The following is an 18,074-nucleotide window of genomic DNA, read 5'->3' as shown; positions in this document are numbered from 1 at the left end:
AGTGGGAAATCGACTGAAGTAAACGAGCATTGACTAAGTAGGTCGCCAAAAGTTCTGCAACAGCTTTCTGAGCCAGAAGTGTTTGGATGCCATGCCGGCCTTGCGGCGCGCCTGCTGCGGCGTCAGCGTCAGCACCCAATCAGCGGCCTCGGCGGCCAGAGCATCGATGGACGCCGCCTGCCGGTTGGCCGCTACCAGGCGCTTGAGTTCGCGCCAGAGTTGATCCATCGGGCTCAGTTCGGGCGCCTGCCGGGGCAGCCACACGAACCGGATGCGCAGCCGGGCGGCCAGGGCTTGGGTCTGCGGCGCGGTGTGGGCGCTCGCCCGGTCGGTCAGCAGCCAGAGCCAGCCGGCGCCCCGGTAGTGGCGCCGCAACACGCGCAGGAACGCCTGGGCATCGGCCTGACCGGCGCGATGGCGGACCAGCACCAGCCGGCGCGCGCTGTGCAGGTCAATCGCCCCAAACAGCACCCGCTTGGCATTGCGGCCGGTGATCGGCACGATCGCCTGGGTACCCTTGAGCGCCCACATCGCCCGCAGGGGCGGAAACAGTCGCAGCAGGGTCCAGTCGAGGCACAGCAGCCGATCGCCTCTGTGCCAGCCCGCCTTCAGGCGCCGGATCAAGCCCCTTTTTTCTGCGCCAGATGAGCCGCGCGCGCGACATAGACATAGCGCGGCCGCTTCCAGCGATAGCCGGCCTCGTGCAGCCGGCGCCGCAGGGTGCGGGGGCTGACGGCGAGGCCCTTGGCGGCCAGATCGTGCGCCAGCAGCGGCACCGTCCAGCTCGTCGCCTGGTAGCCGCAGCGGCGCGGGTCACGTGCCAGGGCCGCCGCCAGCCGCTGCGGCGTGAGCCTCGGGTGACGACGGGGACGTCCGCTGCGCGGCCGGTCGATCAGTGCCGCGGCCTCATGCTCGGCCCGGTACTGCACCAGCCAGCGATGCACACTGGAGCGGTTGACCCGGCAGCGGCGGGCCGCCTCGGCCATAGAATGGCCCTCGGCCACCAATAGCAGCGCCTCGAGGCGGCGATACACACGGGCCTCACGGGCGCCGGCAAGCGCTGCGGCAAGCCGCTTGCGATCCGCCTCGTCGAGCCACGTCCCGGGAGAGTGATCATGGTGTTGCATGCTCCCCAGGAAACACCCGCAGCTCCCGCGTCGCAAGTCTTATGGCGACCTACTTAGCAAGTTGGAGGTATGGACACTCCTAGGCCATGTGGACGGATTGGGCCGAGCAACGGGTAGGTAGGCTCCCAAATCAGTGTGGCGATGATTCTCGCGGCCAGATCATTCTCCGCACGGGCGCGCAGTCTGGCCGGCGTCCCCACCAACGAACGGAATTTCGAGGATTCGGCTGCCCTGCGGCGCCATCTTGCGCAAACTGTCGCCAACTATCAGGAGATTGGAACGGTTCTGCAGCCCTAACGCGACACGCCTAGAATGGACGAAGGGTTGAGCGTCGGTCTGATTTATTAATCGGCGCTCTGGTTAGATAGGTTGTAGCGCCTAGCCAGCCGAGCTGCAGGTACAGTGGCAGGGTGTAACTGCAGGCGAAAAGTTGCGCCTTGCAGCTATCAGATCATTGCCGCCAAATCTGAGATCAATCCTGCTATTCTCTTTTCAGCACCCGGTTTTCACGATAGATTTCTTATGCCTCCCGAGAGGACCTGAGGGCCCCGCCAACCAGCCTTGACCGGCAACGGTGGTAAGACGATGCGGCCCGCAGGGGCAGCAATAGGTCTTCTCAGCCCTCCGACGATGCGCCGACGGCGATTTCTAGGAGGATTTCTATGACACAGAATGAGCGCGAGGTCCTGGAGCAGGCTCGCGATGCGATGTATTGCGCTTTCGGCTTACTGCCCGATGTAACGGTGCCGAGCGAGTTGGCTGACGACCTGATCGAGACCGAGCGCGCGCTGCGCAAGGCCTTGAACGCCACCCTGGCTCTGCTGTCTGCCCCACCGGCTACCGTCGTCAGTCTCGCCGATGCTCGCACGCGCCGCGATCGCAGAGAGGTCGATAGCCTATAGAGCGCCCTGGGTCCGAAGGTGGCCCAGGGTCATAATCGGAGGCGCTTGATGGATACTATATTCCAAGTAACCGAATGGATCCGGCCACCGGATTGAGTACTTCATGCGCAACGGCCAAACCTGGTTGCGCGAGACCCGCAACGGACGCACTCTCGAAATAACCCTGATGACCTACCTGCTCCAGGATTCCTTCGAGGTGGCGCTCTTCTTTGCCCTCGGGATCGATCGCCTGCGCTGGAAACCAGAGATTGATGAGGAAATTTCAGGCGTTTGATGAATACGGGCGTCACGATCCCGGTAGTCGCAAGGGACTTAAATTCCCTCGGGCAGGGCAGAGAAATAGAGGTTATGGGATGGACAAGGCTGAAATTGCGCGCCGGCAACTCGGCAAGGCCCTGGCGCTATTCATCGACGACCAAGACAGCGTCTCCGTTCACTGCCTCGCCTGCGGCGGTGGCGAAATCGCCGAACACTTAACTCTAAAAGCAAGACAGACGTCGTTCTTCGATCACGCGCGGAAGCACCAGCCGGACCTCGATACGAAGAAAATACGCAGGGTCCGAAACCAGTACTGGAATGCGTTCAAGCACGCGACGTCTCAATCCGGTTTCGACCGGCAGGATGAGGAACTCCTCGCGAGTTTTAGCGACGAGGTAAACGACCATACTCTCTTTGTCGGATGGTACGATTATGCGCGAGCCTCGACATCTCTTCCCCTTGAGGCTCAAGTCTTTCAGGTCTGGTACTTCGCCATGTACCCGGAAAAGCTCGCTTCACAAGAAGCCGTAGAGAAATCCGTTCGATTGTTCGGTTCTGACCACAAGACGATCTCCCGCTCCGAGGCGAAACGCCGGCTCCGCGTTGTGATTGAGAGCTCCCGCGAGGATCGGGAGATTATGGACGATCCGATGACGGAGAACCGACCACTCGACCTTGGTCCTATTGGCTGAAAATGCTCGGCTCCAGCGGCAATATTCGCGAGTATAGGCTCGGCCGCCAGGTGGCCATCCATGGGCCGTTTTGCTGAATAAGCGAAGGAAGGGGCCGAGACTGGCCTCGAATACGCTCCGCGGCCGTTGGTGCCGATCCCGCCCTAGTTGCGCACCAGCCGCACGGTCCCGAAGAGGTCGCGCTCGATTATGAGGCTATAGAAGCGCCGGATCCCCTGCCCCGGGTCTGTCCGATGCAGCACCAGGTAGTGCTTGATCGGGAATCGCAGATCGCCAGGTGGTCGCGGCGGAAATGCTGGTTGCTGCGATACGAGAAGAAAACCAGTAGAGCCAGGGCCGCCGCGCATCGGGGTCTGAAAAACGGCGTCTGAGAGAAAATGGAAAAGCCCAGGCTCCGGGGCGTACGGACAGGGTGCCTTCGCGCCTCCGCCTCGCGCACTACGGGCCTGGGCTGATAGGGTACCAGACGGGCGCTCGCATCGTCAGGCGAGCACAGGAATAAGCCGTATCGGATTACATCCGTCCTAACACGACTACATCGACGCTGGCGGTGACGCCGCCGGTCACGTCCGTCAATGAGTGTAAATTCGGGTGCGGTTTGAGGTGGCCATTGGTCAGTTCGCCTGTGGGGTGATTGCCAGAGCCTGCTGGTTGATCATGGGTGTTGCGAGTTCGGTCATCCCTTCGACCTGCATGTAACGATGCTGGAGCTGCCAGTCGTCATTGGCTTCCAGCAACACCGCGCCGATCAGGCGGGTAATGCTGTCCTCATTCGGGAAGATGCCCACCACGTCAGCCCGGCGTTTGATCTCCTTGTTCAAGCGCTCCAAAGGGTTCGTGCTATGCAGCTTCGTCCGGTGCTGGGCCGGGAAGCTCATATAGGCCAGCACGTCATCCATGCTGTCGTCGACGAAGACCTTGAGCTTGGGCCAGCGGTTGTGGAGTTGGTCGGCAAAATGCGAGAGGCTGGCCCGGGCCGCCACCTGATCGGGCTGCTGGAGGGCCTGGCGCAGCCCAGCCGCCACCATGGTCTGGTGGGCCTTCGGCACATAGGCGAGCGCATTGCGGGTCCAATGCACCCGACACCTCTGCCAGGTGGCGCCCAGCACCCGCCGGATGGCGGCCTTGAGGCCCTCATGCGCATCCGAGATCACCAGCTTCACGCCGGTGAGCCCGCGTTTGACCAGATTGCGCAGGAAGTCAGTCCAGAAGATCTCCGCCTCGCTCGGACCGATATGCAGCCCGACGATCTCGCGCCGGCCCTCGGTCGTGACGGCGACAGCGACTATGACGGCCACGGAGACGACGCGGCCGCCTTCCCGCACTTTGAGGTACGTGGCATCGAGCCATAGATACGGCCACTCTCCCGTGAGCGGGCGCTGCAGGAAGCCCATCACCCGCTCGTCGATGTCCTTGCAGAGCTTGGACACAGAGGACTTCGAGATGCCGCTCAGGCCCATCGCCTGGACCAGATCGTCGACCCGGCGGGTGCTGACGCCGGCAATCCAGGCCTCCTGGATCACCGCCACAAGCGCCTTCTCGACCGTGCGCCGCGGCTCCAGGAAGCCGGGAAAATAGGCTCCGGTGCGCAGCTTGGGGATCTTGAGGTTCAGGGTGCCCAGGCGCGTGTCGAGCGCCCGCTCGCGATAGCCGTTGCGGTAGGTGGCCCGCTCGCCACTGCGCTCGTAGCGGGCGGCACCAATCACGCCCTCGACATCGGCTTCCATCAGGATCTGGAGCACGCTTTCGGCGACACTGCGCAGAAAGTCGCCATCGTCGGCCTTCGCCATCAGCGCGGCCAGTGGTAGTCTGTCGTCGGTCATTGGGGTTCCTTCAGCTGGGGTGCAGTCGAGCAACTCCACCATAGCCGGTCCGCCCAATGACCACCTCATCCCAACCCCCGGCGCGTCAGCAAATTTCCACCACTAGCGCGGACTTTACCACGCCGCGGCCGCTGTCGAAGTCCACAACACTGTCCGCTGGGGTAAGACTGATATAAGGATTGATATAAAATTCGCAAGCTGCGCAGGACGAATATTTGGTCGCACCGCCGGCCTGATTTGAGGGCCAGAATGCTCCAAGCCGGAACCTTGACCGTAAGCCGACGTTCCCTTTTAAGGGCATTAGGAACTCACATGCAGGCGATTAGTCTGAACAACGTTGCGCAAGCGAGTTTGGTCGCATTGGTGCTCGGCGGATCAACTCTGGCGAGTACAGCGGTCGCTGTAGCTGCGGATCTCTCTCCCTATTTCGAGGATCAAGAAGCGGTTCTGGAGCGCCCATCCGTCCCGCCTCGGCTCGCGGTCGAGGAGACGTATATCGCGCCGCCGGTCGAGCACAGGATCATTGAGCGTCGCGTGATCGAACGCCGCTATGTCGACGGCTATGAAGGGCCGGGTCTTGTCCCACAGCGGCCTCTGCCGATTGTGCCTCTGGAGTATAGCGAAGGGTATGAGGGGCCCGCGTTGGTCCCTCCCCGGAATATCCCGATCGTCTCTATGCAGCCGCTCGTGCCTCCAACTGTATACCGGGAGAGAGTTGTCGGCATCCCTGCGCCCGTGGAGGAATGCCGCGTTGTCGTGACGAAGCGGATCGACGCCTTTGGTGATGTCACAGTCCGCCGAACCAAAGTGTGCGACTAATTTCTGCTCCCCGCAGCCATCACTCCTATCGACCTCCTGGCGCCTGCAGCGAGACGCCCGCTGGCACCTTCAGCTCACCATCTTCCTGATCCAAGTCGATGAAATGGTTGTTCTTGGGAATGACCAACCCGTCCCCGATCTTTGGCAGCTTGGATAGGGCGGTGCAGGTGACAGCTGAGCGCTCTACCGACGAAGTCTCGGTGCCAGTAAGCCGCGCATTTGCCTGCCCGGGGCCTGAGAGGCTCCCTTCAATCCGGATGCTCTGATCGGGGAACGACCAGGTAAAGCGCAGGCCCATCTGCTCCCACCTGCCCGGCCATTCGCCCGGTTTCGTCTCGGAGGCATCGAAGATGTAAGGGCTGACCTCATCATTCTCCAACTCGCCTCCCCCGACGCCGCCACCTGGGTAGAAGGTGATGACAAACTGCGACCGATCAGAGGCGCGGGTACATTGCCAGAGGGAGCCTGCGAGGCTCAGACCATCGGCGAGCGCTGTTGGGGACGCCAGGACAACCCCGATCGTGGCGAGCAGGAAGCTTCTCATGGGCTGTCTCCGATCGAGGACGGAGCCGCACCTTAGGCAGAGTTCCTTACCGAAACTTCTCAGGCCATGGGATTGGAGCGATCGGAGTTGCCGCCGCTTTCAAGAAAGCACACCAGGGCAAAGATGCTGATCACCGCGGCCAGCTCCGCACCAGACAGAAGCCAGGAGGGAGCACTCGCCCGCAGCGGCCCGATGGCCATCAACGAGAGGAGGAAAGTAACCACTGTACTCCACATCAACATGCGAAACCGCCTTCTAGAACGGGATCAAGCACTAACCTATTGAATATGGACAGCCAATGACAGGCTCATGTCATAACTAAGGAAAGCCTAGGCTCAGGACTCGTTAATTGAGGTAGAAGGCGACGGCCGCTGCGATGCAGATGGCTGAGAAGAAGGTGTGGGCGCAGCGGTCATAGCGGGTGGCGATCCGGCGCCAGTCCTTGAGTTTGGCGAACATGTTCTCGACCTTGTGCCGCTGCCGATACAGAGCTTTGTCGTAGGCAATCGGCACCTTGCGGCTCTTGGTTGGCGGAATGCAGGATGTGATGCCTTTGTCAGCAAGAGCCTCCCGGAACCAGTTGCTGTCGTAGCCCCGGTCGGCAATCAGCGTTGCGCCGGTCGGCAGCGCCTCCAGGATGAGCCGGGCGCCCTTATGATCACTCATCTGCCCCTCGGACAAGAGCAGGATGATCGGCTTGCCGGCGCCATCGCAGACGGCGTGGAGCTTGGAGTTCAGCCCGCCTTTGGTGCGCCCGATACGACGGGGAACATCCCCTTTTTGAGCAGGCTTGCCGCGGTCCGGTGCGCCTTCAGGTGCGTGGCGTCGATCATGATCCGCTCTGGTTTGGGACCTTCACCGGCCAGAGCGGCAAAGATCCGATCGAAGACACCCAGCCGACTCCAGCGCATGAACCTGTTGTAGATGGTAGATTCACAAACGACAAATTCTGCTACGTCCGGCTTGGCCGTTTGGTTCTGACATGGAGCCGGGTTCCGTTTAGCCCCTGCCGCCGACGTGCGGCCCAACAGGGTTCTGCTCCCGAGGCATCCCGCCCCCAGGGAGCAGATCATGCGCCAGCCACCGTGGAGGATCGTACGGCACTGGGCCCACCACCCGGATGCGCAGCGGCGTTGGGACCGTGCGTTCCAGCTGCTCCTGGAAACGGCACGCCCGGCCGAACCCGACCCGGACGGCGGCGGGGGCGAGGCGACCCTACAGGAGAGCCCCCATGCTAATCCTCGCCGCTTATGGCCGCGCCTCCACCCAGCGCCAGGTTCAAAGTCAGTCGACTGAACAGCAGATCGAACGGTTGCGAGCCTACGCTCTCGCACAAGGGACAGATCTGGCCCCCGAGTACATCTTTCGCGACGATGGCTACAGTGGCTCCAGCCTGCAACGCCCTGGGCTCGATAGGTTGCGCGATGCTGTCGCAAGCGCCCGCCTCGACCGCATCCTGATCACAAGCCCGGACCGCCTGGCTCGCAACTACGTTCATCAGGTTCTGCTGGTGGAGGAGCTTCAGAAGCATGGTGCCACGGTCGAGTTCCTTGACCGGCCCATGAGCCAGGATCCGCATGATCAATTGCTCCTCCAGATCCGCGGCGCGGTGGCCGAGTACGAGCGAACCCTGATTACCGAGCGCATGCGTCGCGGCCGGCTGCGGCGGCTCAAGGCGGGAACGCTGTTGCCGTGGACGCGTCCACCTTACGGCTACCGTCTTGATCCCGACCGCCCGCGAGACCCGGCTGGCGTGCGCATTGACGAAGCCGAAGCCGCCGTCGTGCGCGATCTTTTCGCCTGGTACATCGAAGGCGCGACCATGATCGCGTTGATCCAGCGCCTGGCCCGACTTGGCATTGCCTCGCCCACGGGATGCATGACTTGGAGCCCCTCGGCCTTGCGGTGCTTGCTCACCAATCCGGCCTATGCGGGTCAGATCTTTGCCAACCGCATGCGAACCAGCCCTCCGCAAACGCGATACTCGGCGCTGCGCCCGGTCGGCCACTCAAAAGGAACGCGCCGGCCTACCGATGTGGCGGAGTGGATCGCGGTGGCCTCTGTTCCGGCCATCATCAGCCGGGAGCAGTTTGACGCGGCCGCCGCACGGCTGGTGTATAATCGCCGGATGGCCCCACGTAACAACCGGGTGCATCAGTATCTTCTGCGCGGGCTTGTCAGCTGCGGATGCTGTCGGCGTGCCTGCACCGGCCGCCGGCTGCCGCCAGCTTATGATTACTATCTGTGCCGCACGAAGACCCAACTGCGCCTGCTCGTTCCTGGTGAGCGTTGCCCGGCGCGCTATATTCCGGCCAGGCCTCTGGAGGAGCTGGTCTGGCAGGATCTTTGTGAGGTGCTGCAGCATCCAGAGGTTATCGCGCAAGCCATGGAGCGAGCCCGCAGCGGTCATTGGCTGCCGCAGGAATGGCAGGCCCGGCGGGAGAACCTGCGGCGCGGCCGGATGAGCCTGACCCAGCAGATCGAACGACTGACCGAGGCTTACTTAGGCGGGGTCGTGCCCTTAGCCGAGTTTGAGCGGCGGCGCCGGGAAACCGAGGGCCGCTTGGGGGCTTTGGAGAGGCAAGAACAGGAACTCCTTGCTGACGCACGCGATCGGCATGAGACGGCGCGCTTGGCGGATAATGCTGAAGAGTTCTGCCGACGCGTTCGCGATGGATTGGCCAGTGCCGACTTCGACCGCAAGCGGGCTCTTCTCGAGCTGCTCGTTGATCGCGTTGTTGTCACTGACGGTGAGGTGGAGATCCGCTACGCCTTCCCAACCGGCCCCAACGGTGAACGCGAGCCGTTTTGTCGGTTGCGTACAGACTATCTAGAGCGTCTTGTGCGGCCCGTACTCCTTGGGCGCGTCCTTCCACTGCAGGCCGTTGCGGATCACGTACACGATCCCGCTGACCACCCGCCGGTCATCCACGCGCGGCACGCCGTGGGCCAACGGGAAATGCGGCGAGATGCGCGCCATCTGGCGCTCACTGAGCAGAAACAGATCACCCATTCAGAGCCTCCTCAACCGGAGGCTCTGAATCACAACTCAGCTTAAATTAATAGGTCCTGAGCCTAGACCACCCGGCGCGGGGCCATCCTTACATAACCCAATAAAACTTCACCTTTGCCCAATAGGTAGTGGATCGCTGGCGTCACGCCTCAGCCCGGATTTCGTGATCTGCCATGATCTCATCGAACGGCTCCGGCCTGTGGATCGCATAGCCCTGGGCGAAGGTGATCCCCATGGACGTGACCAACTCGAAGGTTGCCTGATCTTCAACGAACTCAGCGACCATCTGCGCGCCGAGTTCTTTGGCAATCTGGTGAATGGATTTGACGATGTAGCGATCCACCGCATTCGTCGCCATGTTGTGAATGAAGCTGCCATCGATTTTGACCATATCGACCGGAAACTGGCGCAGGTAATTGAACGAACTCAGACCTACGCCGAAATCATCCAGCGCAATCTGGCATCCCATTTCCCGCAGCTTGCCGACTGTCGTAGCTGCCACGGCCATATTGCTGACGACGGCAGTTTCCGTGATTTCGAATGCGAGGATCTCTGGCGCGACACCGGTATCTTCAAGAACCTCGAGGACGTAAGCCGCGAACGACGCATCGCCGATCGAGGCTGCCGACAGGTTGAGGTGGATCTGGGAGTCAAAGTCCCCTGCCCGTCCAAGAAAAGTCAGCGCCTCCCTTACCACCCAACGGTCAATGGCTCCAATGAGATCATATCGTTCCGCCGCCGGGATAAACACGGAGGGCGGGATGACCGTCCCGTCCCTGTCTAGCATCCGCACCAAGATCTCATAGCGTTCCTGGGTCGGATTCGCGCACGCGACAATCCTTTGGGCAAAGAGCCGGAACCGGCCCTCTTCTATGGCGAGTTTGATCCCGGCAGCGACCGCGATCTCGCGGTGGCGATCAACCGCTTCACTCTGCTCAGGACGGTAGATGCTGACCCGGTTCCGCCCGGCCATTTTGGCGGTCAGGCAGGCGACATCCGCCTGAGCGAGGACAGCGCTTGGGGAGCGGGAGCTCGGCGTAATCTCGGTCACGCCGATGCTCGCGCCGACGCTATAGCTGCGATCATCCCAGGGGAACTGGATGGCACTAGCCGCGGTATTGAGTTCCTCGAGGATCACTGTCGCATCATCAAGGGAACATCCGAGCAGGATGATGCCAAACTCATCGCCACCGAGCCGGCCGATCACATCGCCGTCGCGCAGGTAATTAGGCAAGGCCCCTGCCACCCCTCGCAACAGCGCATCGCCCGCGACATGACCGGCGGAATCGTTGATGATCTTCAGCCGGTCGAGATCCACAAAGGCCAAGGCATGTTTGATGCCGGTATCACGGCTTTCCGCCAGCGCCTCTTCAAGCTTCTGCTCGAAGGCTGATCGATTCAGGAGACCGGTCAGTTCGTCATGGGTCGCGTTGTATCTGAGGCGCTCCTCGGCTTCGCGCCGGGCAGTGATATCCTGGAATTGCACGATCATGTAGGCGGGCTTGCCTGCCTCGTCACGCAGGAGGGCACCGTTCTCTTATTCCGGGGATTCTGGTCAAGCCCTTTGAGCGGCCCTTTCCGTCAGTTCGGCTGATATCACCTGTCGGGTCATGGTTCTCTCCGCGGTCGGCAGACACCGCCGCATGATGGGGTCGGAAGCCTCAGCCTCGCCATGTTGCATACGCGGTCAATCTGCTCCCTGAGGTTCAGGTTTCAGGCCGCAACGGTGCCCACGCGATGGCTGCTGCCTCGTCCCGACAAGGGACATCACTCCGCCAGGCGGCGGATCTCTAAGGGTGCCTATCTCATGCGGGCTGCCCTTCCTGACGCGACCACCGGAAGTCCGTGTTGTTGCGCCACATCCGGTGCAGGATCACGACGTGTTGGACAATGGTGCAAAGTTCGGCCTGTCTCAGGTGGACCTGAGAAGCCGGGATCAACCCGGAAGATCACCCGAACAATATCATCGGCCACCTCGATGCGCTTAACGAGGGTACAGATAATGTCGCGCTTCGTCGCCCAATCCGCACCCGCGAGCCGATCGTGCACCATCGTGGCAAACAGGTCGAGTTTGCCGATAACGAGGTGCAGCGAGCGGACCTGCTCATCGGCCTCCTGTTGAGCCTTGGCTTCGGCTTCCAGCCGGGCTGTCCGGCGGCGCAACGCGGTCAGGCGCGGCTCGAATTCGGGTTTTTCGATCAGTCCCTCCGTGTAGCTGTCGATCAGCCGCTCGGTTGCGCGGCGGGCCTTGGCCCGTTGACGGTCAAGGGCATCGAGTTCGAGCCGATGCGGCGTGGCCTGCACCGCGTCCAGGCGCCGCTGATACTCTGCGATCACCTGTGCCGGATCGTCGAGCAGCCGGCAGATTTCGTCCCACACCGCCTCGTCGAGCAACTCCGTGGCGACCAGCCGAGCATCACACTGAAACGCACCGTGGAAGCGGCTCCGGTCCGTGCCGCAACAGCGATAGTAGCGCCACTGCCCCCGATGGTGATGGCCGGTGAACCCATAGCCGCACTTCTGGCAGACCAGTAGGCCGCGCAGCAGATACTGAACGCCCGCAAGCCGCTGGCGACTGCGTCTGCGGTTCTCCTCCAACTGCTCGGTGACACTCGCAAAGAGTTCTTCGCCAACAATCGCCGGCACCGCGATGCTGATGTGCCGCTCAGTCGGGGCGAGCACTTGCCGCCAGGGCCGTCGCGGTAGGCCATCATGGCCGCGCGGCGGATGCAGCGGCGGCCGCCACGGTACGCTTTGGTGGCGACCATAGCGGGCCTGTCCCGCATAGGCAGGGTTGAGCAGCATGCTATGGATCATCGCCCGGCTCCAGTGGAGCCGCCCAGTTGGACTTGGAATCCCGCTGTCGTGCAGGCGCCGGCAGACACCGGCCAGCGTCAAGCGCTCGTGCCCGACCCAGGTGAAGATCTGGCGCACAATCCGCGCCGCCGCCTCGTCAATCTCGTAGCGTGCGTCCCCCCCGCCGACCTCACGCGTGATGTAGCGGTAGCCGAAGGGCGCACGGGACAGGACACTGACGGCACCAGTGCGGGCGCGGTGGCGCTTGCCGCGCCGACTGCGCTCCAGCACCTTGGCTCTCTCGTACTCGGCGAACATGCCCTGTAGCTGCAGCAGCAGGCTGTCCTCGGGCGTGGTCCCGATCGGGCGATTGAGGAAGATCACCTGCGTGCCGGCTTGGGCGAATTCTTCGAGCAGCAGAACCTGATGCGCGTAGCTGCGGGCGAGGCGATCTGGGGACAGGATGTAGACGAGATCGATCGCTGACAGAGCCACCAAGTCCCGCAGACGCTCCAGCGCCGGACGGATCAAGCTGGCGCCGCTGTGGCCGTTGTCGATGAAGCGCAGATCATCCCGAATGCCATGGCCATCCTGTTGCGCCCGTGCGGTCAGCTGCGCCAATTGGCTGTCGATGGTGTGATGCTCAGCCTGCTGGTCGGAGGAGACGCGGACGTAGAGAGCGACCTGCAGAATCTGCGGCTCCGAAACAGCTCTCAGGGATTGAGTTCTCATCGCAGGCTCCCTCAGAAATAGCGGCCTGTGCCCGTGATGGCAGGGACCCGGCGCGCAGGGGCAGGAGGCGCTCATAGGCGCGTCCCAAGATATCCCGACTGCCCCGTCTGACCTCGAACCCGACCTCAAGACGCAGCGGGCGGCGCCGCTTGCAAAGCTTGGTCATGGCGGTCCTCGTCCGTCGCCGGTTCATCAACCGGCTAAGGCTTTAACGTCGGACCCGTCGTGCGATGGCGTAGAGCCTCGCGGGCGATCGTGTGAACAAAGCTGATTGCAAACTTTGCACCATTGTCTAACACGCCACCGCCAACTTACGCGCGACCGCGACGGTCGCCTTCTTGCCGCCCACCTTCTTGGCGAGCCGGGTGCCCCAGGCTTTGAGCGCAGACCAGCGCGAGACCCGGTTCAGCAGGATCCCGGCCGCCTCAAACAGATACGTGCGCAGCAACGGATCGCCGCACTTGGAGATCCGACCGCTTCGGTCGATCTCGCCCGACTGATACCGTCGTGGCGTCAGGCCGAGGTAAGCCCCTACGCTGGACGAGCTCGAGAACCGATCTGGTGCGTCGATGACACTGATATAGGCCAACGCGACCAGAGATCCGACACCGGGAGCCGTCATCAGGCGTCGGGCCGCCTGATCCTGGCGCGCCGGTCCCATGAGGCGACGGGAGAGGATGCCGATTTGCCGGCTGACCTCCTGCAACGCTGTCAGAAGGGCCTCAACAGCATCCTTCAGCGGCCCATCGGCCACCAGTTCGCGCACGCGGTCGCTGAAGGGCTGACGGCCTCCCTTGCCAGCCACCAAGCCGAAGGGCTTGAGCATGCCGCGGATCTGGTTGATCAGGTCCACGCGCACCTCCACCAAGCGAGCGCGTGAGCTGAGAAAGCTTCGGACGACCTGGCTGTCCAGGCTCTTGACGGTGACCTCCCGATACCAGCCCGTGCGCACGATCTGCGCCAGCCCAAGCGCATCATTCGGGTCAGTCTTGTTCACCTGCAGCGACAGCGCTGCCTTGGCATGGCGCGCATCCAGGCAAATCACAGGCAAGCCGCGCTTCTTCAACTCATGCCAGTGCCAGGTCGACAACGGGCCGCTTTCCAGGCCAATCCGCTCCACATGCGGGGCTCTCGCTTTGACGACTGCGGCAATGGCTTCTGGCGTCGAGGCGCATTTGCCACGCCAGAGCGCCTTTCCATGCTCGTCGACAATGCAGACTGCTGTCTGCTCCAGCGATACATCCAATCCGACATACTGCTTCATGAGGATACTCTCCGTTGGCTTCCACTTTGGGCCTGATCGCATCAGACCTCAGTTTGCCGTCGAAGGGCACCAGGCCCGGAATAATCCCATGTTGCATTAACCTTGGCATTGTAGCGAGGAGCGGCTAATCAAGGGGAGCCGCTCTGTTGTCGATCTTCAAACGCCGCCGGTTTCCGGTCGAGATTATCCTGCTGTGCGTGCGCTGGTACTGCAAGTATGGCATCAGCTATCGGGACTTAGCGGAGATGATGCAGGAGCGTGGTATCAAGGTCGACCCATCCACCCTCTTTCGCTGGGTGCAGCGCTACGCCCCAGAGATCGAGAAGCGGATCCGCCAACACCAGGGCTCCCGTTCCGGATCATGGCGCGTGGATGAGACCTACGTGCGCGTCAGCGGAAGATGGAAATATCTGTTTCGCGCGGTCGACAAGCACGGTCAGTTCATCGCTTCTATGCTGTCTGATCGGCGCGATACGGGCGCGGCTTATCGTTTCCTGCGCAAAGCCCTTAAGACAACAAAGGCGTTCCCCCCATCCTCGATCACCACCGACAAACTCGCTTCTTATCCCAAGGCAATTCAGCGGTTGCAGGATGAAGGGCTGCTGTCGAAAAATGTCGCGCATCGGACGTCGAAATATCTGAACAATATCATTGAGGCGGATCACGGCGCACTCAAGCGTGTGATCCGACCGACCCGCGGCTTCCAGCGAATGAAAACGGCGCGGGCGGCCCTCAAAGGCTTTGAGGTCATGCGAATGATCCGCCGTGGGCACTGCGTCCTGGCACGACCCGGCGCGAAAGGCGAAATCCGTCTTGTGAACCAGCTCTTTGGTCTTGCCGCCTGAACGACCCATTCGATTGCGTTCATTGTGCCCTGTCAGAGTTACTGCAACAGTGCCGGCCGCAGGCTGATCCGCCCCCAATTACTTACCAGCCGGATTGTCCCGAATAGGTCGCGCTCGATCATGAGCGAGTAAAAACGCCGGACGCCCTGCTCCGGGTTAATCCGATGCAGGACCAGATGGTGCTTGATCGGGGGCCGGGAAGCGATACCGTCATTGACCATTGCCATTGCCCGGATTGCTGGCCGCCCTCGATCAGGTGCACGTTACCTATGGTTTCATCACCTTCAACCATGTGAAAGCGAGGGAAACGCACCTCGGGATCGAAAGCCATGAAGGCGTTCTCGTGCCATCCGCTATCCGGGTACACATCGGCGGCTTTCATCCAGTAGATCGACATTTTACCGTTCTCGGTTCGCTCTGCCCTTCCCACCAACCGCCTCGGCTCCGCCGAAAACCCCTTTCCGGTTTTCCCAGGCGCTCTGCGTTCGGAGTCTAGTTTCCGACGCTTCCGGGGAATGCCGTTATCTCCCCTTCTCCTAAATCCTTTGCCCGTGGGGGTGGGTTTTCTACCCCCTGTAGGCTTCGAGCTTGAGAGGCCGCCTGCCCGTCCTCCCCGCTTGATCCATTGCTGCCATTCGCGGCTCACGATACGGGCCACGTTGGGCAGGTTCTTCTGGCCTTCCCTGCGTCGTTCCTGAACAGTCACCAAGCCCATAGCGGCAGCGGCCCTGATGGCATTCTTGGCGATTGAGCGGCACACGCCAGCCCGCGCAGCTATCTCAGCCAACGTCCGTTCACAGTGCCCCTTCTCCCTGACCTCATCGGCCACAATCCGAAGGGCTGCCAATTCCCCAACCGTGAACTTGCAGGCCAGGGATGGAGGCAAAGGCCCAGAGGCTGCGAGGTGACGGCGCCAAGCGATAGCCACAGACCGGATAGGGGCCCGCTGGAGGCGTTGAGGCGGGAAGATGGATGAACGCCCGGAGGAATGCCAACTGGCTTCACCTCCCCTCTCATGACCTGCTTGCGGACATGGATCTGATTGACAGCCCACAATCAAGGAGAGTACGTGGCCGAGGATGAGGTTGCTCTCTCCTGACGTCGTTGTCGATCCGCATGAGGGGTTTTCTTTTGGGCATACGCGAGAAGCGGCCCGCGCACCCTTCTGCAACCGCCACGGCTAAGAATGAGTGCATCTGCTGGCGCACAAAAGAACTCCCTCGCCAGCGGGGCCAGCAAGGGAGCAGTCCAGAGGGAGGAACGAGCCATCAGTCTTAAGGACTGCCGCTCCTGCCCTGTTCAACACAACGGAACCGGTCTGGGTCTTGAGTTATTGCCGGACCAGCAGACGATTGCCACCTGTGGCCGCAAAGAGTTCGCCGTTCACCGCGGCCAAGGCGCGGATATCTGGGGCCGTGCCGATCTGCTGCCATCCGACGTCTGTCATGACTGGGTCTCGACGGTACAGGCCGTTTACGTTGGCGCAGTAGAGACTGCCTGGCGCGGCTGCCATAGCAATCGCGCCATTCGCGTTCCCGATACGCGTCCAGTTCAGATTGCGAAGTAGCGGTTGGCGGACCCACAAGCCGTTGTCGTTAGTCGCACAGAAGAGATTCCCGTCCAGCGCGGTCATGTCGCTGATGCCGTTCGCGTGGCCGATCTCAGTCCAGTCGATCTCACGTGGAAGTGCGTCGCGGGACCACAGCCGATTGTCGGCCGTGGCGCAGAAGAGCCGCCCACCAAGCGCTGCCAAGCCGACTACGTTGTTGGCGTGGCCAATCCGGATCCAGTCAACCTCCGTGTGCACGGCGTCGCGCATCCACAGTTGGTTGTCGGCAGTCGCGCAAAATAGGCGACCATCGAGGGCAGTCATGCCGACTACGTTGTTGGCGTGGCCGACATCTGTCCATTCTGCATGCCCAGACGAGAGCTGATCGATTTGGACGTAGATCGAGTAGACGCCTCGCAGATAGGGATCGTCACTGTACAGGAGTTCCACGACCCCATTGCCGAGGCCTTGTAGATCGTGGTTGACGAGGTACTCCGCAGTCTCACAATTCAAGGCGATTGTTCTGGGATTAAAGAGAAAATTATTCGGATCATTTGGATCGCGGCGGATGCCGATCGGCCGTCGCATTGATTGGCCCAGTGGTGACCAGAGCCCGGCAAGTGTTCCCACCGTCTGAATGCCGAGGGACACGGCGTCGAACACCGGTGCCGCGACTGGCCAGATCCCACCAAAGATGTCTTTGGCGCGCTGCCCATACTTTGCATCGACCTCTACCTGCCAAGCGAGCCAGCCGTCCCAAAAGCCAGTGCCAGGATCCCACTCCCAGATCGTCGGCGTCAATAGCACCAAGTCCTCACCCGGCTTTAGATCGCCCTCCCAGATTTTGTAGGGTGGGGCGCGAACTCCCTCATTGAGCATTCCTGATAGGTTCTTCCAGGGTGTCTGAGATGGATATTTGTCGTTAGAGACGATGCCACCGCGATCCGATGCCGAGCCGGCCTGAACTCGGCCTGAGATTGACCAAGTATCCCCCATCACCGCGCCCTCGCTATCGAAGTTTTGGAGGATCGTTCCATTGGTATCGACCACCTTGGTGTTCACAGCTATGAACACCTCGTCGTGCTTACCATCCCAGTTGAGCGCGTCATCCCAGGTTTCGTTGTGACACCAAAATCCGTTGATAGAAGCACGATAGCGCGAGACTGCCATTTTCGGCCCTCCTCTACACTGACCACCTTGGTCATTGGTTTGATTTACTAACAAACAATGTAGAGGCTGCCCTGTGTTATAACTCACAAAATGTGCGTTCCCCGAATCTCATCTAGGCGCTGCCCTCCCTTGACCCTCAGCTCTGCCGAATGCCCTGCAGGAGCCGCTCCAAGGCGGATTCGAGTTGTGGGTCTAGCTGAGAGGCATTTAGTGATAAGCAGCTTTTCGCTAACGGGCCCAGATTCATGGACCTATCCGCTTCGCTCTTGCTTTTGGGCCCCCTAAGCGGTCGAGCCGCTACGGAGGCCGTAGACGCCCGGTGGCTGCTGACCAGTGCTCATCAAGCCCGCACGGTCTGAGATTGCCGCTCACGCCTCGCCGCAGCGCGCCTATTGGCGGCATCGAACAGGGGGAAGTACTCCGTCCCAAACTGAAACCGGATCGGCTTGCGGCGCAGACCGTCTTCGGTCAGCTTGTAGCGTGATCCTGAGGTCACAGCTTGCTGATGTCCTTGGGTTGAGTGGTGTTTGGCATCCTCTT

The 18,074-nt window shown here is 61.6% G+C and carries 17 protein-coding genes, 3 pseudogenes and 1 riboswitch; of the genes and pseudogenes, 6 read left to right on the top strand and 14 right to left on the bottom strand.

The window, feature by feature from the left end; translation table 11 throughout:
* Positions 1-33: 33 nt before the first annotated feature.
* Positions 34-624: a transposase gene (locus tag JO965_RS44725; protein WP_246777290.1), complete on the bottom strand. Its 591-nt coding sequence runs from the start codon at positions 622-624 to the stop codon at positions 34-36.
* On the bottom strand, positions 621-1,127 hold the full coding sequence (locus tag JO965_RS44720) for a helix-turn-helix domain-containing protein (protein WP_246777289.1): 507 nt from the start codon (positions 1,125-1,127) through the stop codon (positions 621-623). Before JO965_RS44720 ends, JO965_RS44725 begins: the two co-directional genes overlap by 4 nt.
* Before the next feature lie 519 nt (positions 1,128-1,646).
* A riboswitch (SAM-I-IV-variant riboswitch) is annotated at positions 1,647-1,745 on the top strand.
* A 44-nt stretch (positions 1,746-1,789) separates the two neighbouring features.
* On the opposite strand from JO965_RS44720, the gene JO965_RS44715 reads away from it, so the two are divergent.
* The 3 genes from JO965_RS44715 (at position 1,790) to JO965_RS44705 (ending at position 2,979) form a co-directional block, all read left to right on the top strand.
* Positions 1,790-2,029 (top strand): hypothetical protein, encoded by a 240-nt coding sequence (locus JO965_RS44715; protein ID WP_203447559.1) that lies wholly within the window; start codon positions 1,790-1,792, stop codon positions 2,027-2,029.
* A 103-nt stretch (positions 2,030-2,132) separates the two neighbouring features.
* Complete coding sequence (locus tag JO965_RS44710) at positions 2,133-2,303, top strand: hypothetical protein (RefSeq protein WP_203447558.1); 171 nt, start codon at positions 2,133-2,135, stop codon at positions 2,301-2,303.
* The gene (locus tag JO965_RS44705) at positions 2,281-2,979 is read left to right on the top strand and encodes a hypothetical protein (RefSeq protein ID WP_203447557.1); all 699 of its coding nucleotides are present in this window, start codon (positions 2,281-2,283) and stop codon (positions 2,977-2,979) included. Before JO965_RS44710 ends, JO965_RS44705 begins: the two co-directional genes overlap by 23 nt.
* A 614-nt stretch (positions 2,980-3,593) precedes the next feature.
* Here JO965_RS44705 and JO965_RS44700 read toward each other — a convergent pair.
* Entirely contained in the window at positions 3,594-4,802 is a 1,209-nt protein-coding gene (locus JO965_RS44700) for an IS256 family transposase (protein WP_203447556.1), read from the bottom strand.
* Between the two features lie 312 nt (positions 4,803-5,114).
* Between JO965_RS44700 and JO965_RS44695 the strand changes: the two genes are divergently transcribed.
* A complete protein-coding gene (locus tag JO965_RS44695) occupies positions 5,115-5,621 on the top strand; it encodes a hypothetical protein (RefSeq protein ID WP_203447555.1) in 507 nt (168 codons plus the stop codon).
* A gap of 25 nt (positions 5,622-5,646) precedes the next feature.
* Here JO965_RS44695 and JO965_RS44690 read toward each other — a convergent pair whose 3' ends face one another.
* The 3 genes and pseudogenes from JO965_RS44690 to JO965_RS44680 all read right to left on the bottom strand — a co-directional run.
* Positions 5,647-6,165 carry a hypothetical protein gene (locus JO965_RS44690; protein ID WP_203447554.1) on the bottom strand — a complete coding sequence of 173 codons (519 nt, stop codon included), beginning with the start codon at positions 6,163-6,165 and terminating at the stop codon, positions 5,647-5,649.
* A gap of 59 nt (positions 6,166-6,224) precedes the next feature.
* A complete protein-coding gene (locus tag JO965_RS44685; protein WP_203447553.1) occupies positions 6,225-6,407 on the bottom strand; it encodes a hypothetical protein in 183 nt (60 codons plus the stop codon).
* A 103-nt stretch (positions 6,408-6,510) separates the two neighbouring features.
* A pseudogene (locus JO965_RS44680) lies at positions 6,511-7,094 on the bottom strand (IS5 family transposase); the annotation flags it as partial.
* A 191-nt stretch (positions 7,095-7,285) separates the two neighbouring features.
* Here JO965_RS44680 and JO965_RS44670 point away from each other — a divergent pair.
* Positions 7,286-8,500, top strand: a pseudogene (locus JO965_RS44670) (recombinase family protein); the annotation flags it as partial.
* Positions 8,501-8,998: 498 nt separating this feature from the next.
* On the opposite strand, the pseudogene JO965_RS44665 reads toward JO965_RS44670, so the two are convergent.
* The 4 genes and pseudogenes from JO965_RS44665 to JO965_RS44650 form a co-directional block, all read right to left on the bottom strand.
* A pseudogene (locus JO965_RS44665) lies at positions 8,999-9,178 on the bottom strand (transposase); the annotation flags it as partial.
* Positions 9,179-9,320: 142 nt separating this feature from the next.
* The gene (locus JO965_RS44660) at positions 9,321-10,670 is read right to left on the bottom strand and encodes an EAL domain-containing protein (protein WP_203447551.1); all 1,350 of its coding nucleotides are present in this window, start codon (positions 10,668-10,670) and stop codon (positions 9,321-9,323) included.
* Between the two features lie 308 nt (positions 10,671-10,978).
* Positions 10,979-12,706, bottom strand: coding sequence for a recombinase family protein (locus tag JO965_RS44655; protein WP_246777288.1), 1,728 nt, complete (start codon positions 12,704-12,706; stop codon positions 10,979-10,981).
* A gap of 292 nt (positions 12,707-12,998) precedes the next feature.
* A complete protein-coding gene (locus JO965_RS44650; RefSeq protein WP_203447550.1) occupies positions 12,999-13,970 on the bottom strand; it encodes an IS110 family transposase in 972 nt (323 codons plus the stop codon).
* Positions 13,971-14,116: 146 nt separating this feature from the next.
* On the opposite strand from JO965_RS44650, the gene JO965_RS44645 reads away from it, so the two are divergent.
* Positions 14,117-14,815 carry an IS6 family transposase gene (locus JO965_RS44645; protein ID WP_203447549.1) on the top strand — a complete coding sequence of 233 codons (699 nt, stop codon included), beginning with the start codon at positions 14,117-14,119 and terminating at the stop codon, positions 14,813-14,815.
* Between the two features lie 38 nt (positions 14,816-14,853).
* On the opposite strand, the gene JO965_RS44640 is transcribed toward JO965_RS44645, so the two are convergent.
* The 4 genes from JO965_RS44640 to JO965_RS44630 all read right to left on the bottom strand — a co-directional run bounded on the left by JO965_RS44640 (position 14,854) and on the right by JO965_RS44630 (position 18,030).
* Positions 14,854-14,976 (bottom strand): WGR domain-containing protein, encoded by a 123-nt coding sequence (locus JO965_RS44640; protein ID WP_246777335.1) that lies wholly within the window; start codon positions 14,974-14,976, stop codon positions 14,854-14,856.
* Positions 14,934-15,212: a hypothetical protein gene (locus JO965_RS48815; protein WP_246777337.1), complete on the bottom strand. Its 279-nt coding sequence runs from the start codon at positions 15,210-15,212 to the stop codon at positions 14,934-14,936. Before JO965_RS48815 ends, JO965_RS44640 begins: the two co-directional genes overlap by 43 nt.
* A gap of 933 nt (positions 15,213-16,145) precedes the next feature.
* Positions 16,146-17,534, bottom strand: a complete 1,389-nt coding sequence (locus JO965_RS44635) for a hypothetical protein (RefSeq protein ID WP_203447548.1) — start codon at positions 17,532-17,534, stop codon at positions 16,146-16,148.
* Positions 17,535-17,874: 340 nt separating this feature from the next.
* Positions 17,875-18,030, bottom strand: coding sequence for a hypothetical protein (locus tag JO965_RS44630; protein WP_203447547.1), 156 nt, complete (start codon positions 18,028-18,030; stop codon positions 17,875-17,877).
* Positions 18,031-18,074 lie beyond the last annotated feature (44 nt).

This window comes from Microvirga sp. VF16 (assembly GCF_016864375.1).
GTDB lineage: Bacteria > Pseudomonadota > Alphaproteobacteria > Rhizobiales > Beijerinckiaceae > Microvirga.
The sequence above is the reverse complement of the archived record's forward strand: the minus strand, read 5'-3'. Positions and strand labels throughout refer to the sequence as shown.